This window comes from Sulfurimonas sp. (genome assembly GCF_027056685.1).
GTDB lineage: Bacteria > Campylobacterota > Campylobacteria > Campylobacterales > Sulfurimonadaceae > Sulfurimonas.
The window spans coordinates 1-3,183 of record NZ_JALUKE010000139.1; the positions used below are offsets into that span (position 1 = coordinate 1).

General features: G+C 36.5%; 4 protein-coding genes. All 4 read right to left on the bottom strand.

Annotation, left to right across the window (positions count from 1 at the left end; genetic code table 11):
- Window positions 1-43: 43 nt before the first annotated feature.
- The 4 genes from MVY38_RS06105 to flgB are packed head-to-tail and all read right to left on the bottom strand — an operon-like array spanning window position 44 to window position 3,091.
- Window positions 44-1,804, bottom strand: coding sequence for a penicillin-binding protein 2 (locus MVY38_RS06105; protein WP_297484374.1), 1,761 nt, complete (start codon window positions 1,802-1,804; stop codon window positions 44-46).
- 32 nt (window positions 1,805-1,836) lie between these two features.
- Window positions 1,837-2,139, bottom strand: a complete 303-nt coding sequence (gene fliE, locus MVY38_RS06110; RefSeq protein WP_297484376.1) for a flagellar hook-basal body complex protein FliE — start codon at window positions 2,137-2,139, stop codon at window positions 1,837-1,839.
- 15 nt (window positions 2,140-2,154) lie between these two features.
- Window positions 2,155-2,649 carry a flagellar basal body rod protein FlgC gene (flgC, locus tag MVY38_RS06115; protein ID WP_297484378.1) on the bottom strand — a complete coding sequence of 165 codons (495 nt, stop codon included), beginning with the start codon at window positions 2,647-2,649 and terminating at the stop codon, window positions 2,155-2,157.
- A 10-nt stretch (window positions 2,650-2,659) separates the two neighbouring features.
- Entirely contained in the window at window positions 2,660-3,091 is a 432-nt protein-coding gene (gene flgB, locus MVY38_RS06120) for a flagellar basal body rod protein FlgB (RefSeq protein WP_297484380.1), read from the bottom strand.
- Between the last annotated feature and the right edge of the window lie 92 nt (window positions 3,092-3,183).

Here is a 3,183-nt window from a genome sequence, read left to right on the forward strand (position 1 = left end):
CAACACTATTATTTTAATTGAGGCACTTTCAGGAGAGACAAGATTACTTGATAATATCTGGCTTTAAGTAACCATCTTCTATCATAATCTCAACTGCTTTTTTAAATACAGGAACAGCAGTTTGTGCTGCATACTGGCTTTTTTGTGGTTGAATTACTACAACCCCCATTGTGTAGCGGTGCTTTTTGTCATTGACAAATCCCATAAAGGTAGTGTTATATTTATTGACATATTTTCCTTTTTCAACTGTATGTGCCGTTCCTGTCTTGCCCCCTATTTGTAAGCCTCTTATAATGGTTTTTCTACCTGTTCCCTTGTTTACCGTTTTAATGAGTATCTTCTTGACTCTTTGTGCCACAGCACTTGGAAGAACCTGAACAGTATCGAGTTGTTCTAGTTTTTTTGCTTGTCCTTGATCATCTATGAAAGCATCGACTATGCGTGGATAGACCATCATTCCATTGTTATTAAAAACATCATAAGCACGCATAAGTTGCATAAGGTTTACTCGTATGCCATAGCCATAAGAACAAGTTGCTTTGTAAATTTCGTTGTTAAGTCGTTGTTGTGTGGGAACATATCCTGTACGCTCATAAATTAAATCTGGGGTAGATTTCTTGCCAAATCCAAACTCTTTAAGTCCATTGTTAAATTGGTATCCAGAGAGTTTTTGAGAGAGTTGAGCCATTCCAACATTAGAAGAGTAGACAATGACATTTTCAGCAGAGAGCCAATGAAACCTATGCTCATCAGTAATAACTTTTCGTCCTATTCTATATCTTCCACCATGTCCATTTACTAGTTCATAAGGATTAACTAATTTATGTTCTAAAAGAAGTGAAAATGTGATGGGTTTTAAAACACTACCTGGTTCAAAACTGTACTCAATCATATTGCTATTAAGCGATGGATAATCACTGCGTTTAATTGCTTTTGGAAAGTATCTGTTTGAACTTGCCATTGCTAAGACTCTTCCCGTTTTTGAATTCATTACAGCGAGCATGACCTCTTTTGCACGAAGTTCAATTTTCATTTTATCAAGCATCTTTTCTATTTTTATTTGAAATGCTACAGGAATTGTGAGCTTGATGCTGAGTCCATTTATTTTTGGTTTTGTAAAACTCTCTTTGTTTAAAATAATATAACTATTGACATCTCTTTTACCTCTAGAATAACCATCTTGTCGTGGTGACAGCTCTGCATCCCATCGTTTTTCAAGCCCTTTTACCCCTTTTACAAAGGTAAAGCCATCCTCTTCAATTTTATGTGGATAGCCCAAAATTGGTGTGAGCAATTTCCCATAAGGGTATTCTCTACTCTCTCCACTTTCGATAACGCTAAGACCATGTACAGAACGCAGACCTGTTCTTGGATTTTTAAGCGAAAGAAAAACTTTAAAACGGCGTAGTTCATGGGCAAGCTTTTTCAAGTAATGTGATTGAATCTCTTCGACATTGTAACTCAAAACTACAACACCTCTGCGTTTAGAGAGTCGTTTTCTTATTTTATTGATGCTTATGCCTGAGTAGATATTAAAAAGTTTAATAAAAAGCTCTTTTTTTTGTGGGTCAATGTAGCGTGTATCGACAACTGCTTTGTAGAGCTTTTTAGTCGTGGCAAGATGAAAGCCGTCTGCGCTAATGATAGCCCCTCTGGAAGCTTTTGAACTCTCCACAGCATAAAGTGAGGGCATATTTCGTGATTTTAAAACTGTTAGTAGCATAACACTTAAAAAGACAATAAATGCTATGACTATAAGGACATATAAAAGGAGTATTTTTTTACTTTTGCTAGGGTTTACCATTGTGTGAGGGAGATTTTTGCGTGGCAGAAGGATTAGACCTGCGTTCTGCCAATCTCTTTATATGCATTGAGTGCTTTGTTGCGAATTTCAAGCATAAGTTTCATGCTTGTTTCCGCTTTTCCAATTGCAAGAGCTGCTTGATGCAGGTCTTTGACCTGACCTGTTGCTAAGTCTGCTATTGCATGTTCACTCTCTTTTTGCATATCATTGACTTCATTAAGTGCAGATGTTAGATGCTTTGCAAACTGCTCACCACCTGTTGGAGTCTCTATTTTACTTTTTTGTTTTAATAAATCGGCTGTGGATGTACCTGCTATCTTGTTTATATTATTCATAATCTACAACTTCCTTTATTGCAACAGTGAAATAGCACTGTTTGCCATATTTTTTGCACTCTCAAACGCAGCTACATTCGCTTGGTAAGAGCGTGTCGCCTCAACTAAATCAGACATCTCTATAACTGGATTAATGTTGGGGTAAGCAACATATCCGCTTGAGTCTGCATCTGGGTTATTTGGTTCATATTTCATAAGAGGTTTTGAGTCGTCTCTTACAATTTTATCAACTGCTACGCTCATTATAGCAGGATTTACCTTTTCACCTTCTTGACCTTCATTTAATGGGTCTTCATAACTAGCGCTTTGTGTAGTGTTCCCAAGAGCTTTGTTGTAAGCATCATTAAAGTTTATGGCTTTAAATACTACCTCTCTACGTCTATAAGGTCCACCCTCTTCAGTTCGTGTAGTCTGTGCATTTGCAATGTTACTTGAGATAACATTCACACGAACCCGTTGAGCAGACATTCCATAACCACTGATGTCAAAACCGCTTAAAAAATTACTCACTTTTTTGTCCTTAGTTTATTTTTGATGAAGCGTCTATTACGCTGTTAAAAATTGCACTATCTTTTTTGTTTGCCATTACAAGAGCATTAAACATAATGGAGTTTTTACTCATCTCTGTCGTCTCTACATCTATGTCCACACTGTTTCCATCGTTTCGTGCCATATGTCCATCTCTAAAAAAGAGTGTAGGCTTTAAACTCTCAGACTCCTCTTGAGGTTTTAAATCTCTAGGGTTTGTCATAGCCATCTGTAACTGTTTTGATGGATTTTTATAAAGCTCATTTTCTTTGGCAATGAGCGCATCTTGAAAGCTGATGTCACGAGGTTTGTAGTAAGGAGTATCTACATTAGCAATATTTGAAGCTATCATATCTTGACGCGCAGCACGATAGTCCATAGCCTGTGCTAGTAATGAGTGAGTTTTTGATATTTCTATGCCCATAAAATTGCTCCATCTATTTTATTAATATAGCCAAGCAATTTTAGTACCAAAATTATTAGTACTCTAAATACTGAATAATAGTTAATATATAT

Coding starts and splice junctions, on each gene's coding strand:
- MVY38_RS06105 (WP_297484374.1), bottom strand. CDS start 1,804: ATGGTAAACCCTAGCAAAAGTAAAAAAATACTCCTTTTATATGTCCTT.
- fliE (WP_297484376.1), bottom strand. CDS start 2,139: ATGAATAATATAAACAAGATAGCAGGTACATCCACAGCCGATTTATTA.
- flgB (WP_297484380.1), bottom strand. CDS start 3,091: ATGGGCATAGAAATATCAAAAACTCACTCATTACTAGCACAGGCTATG.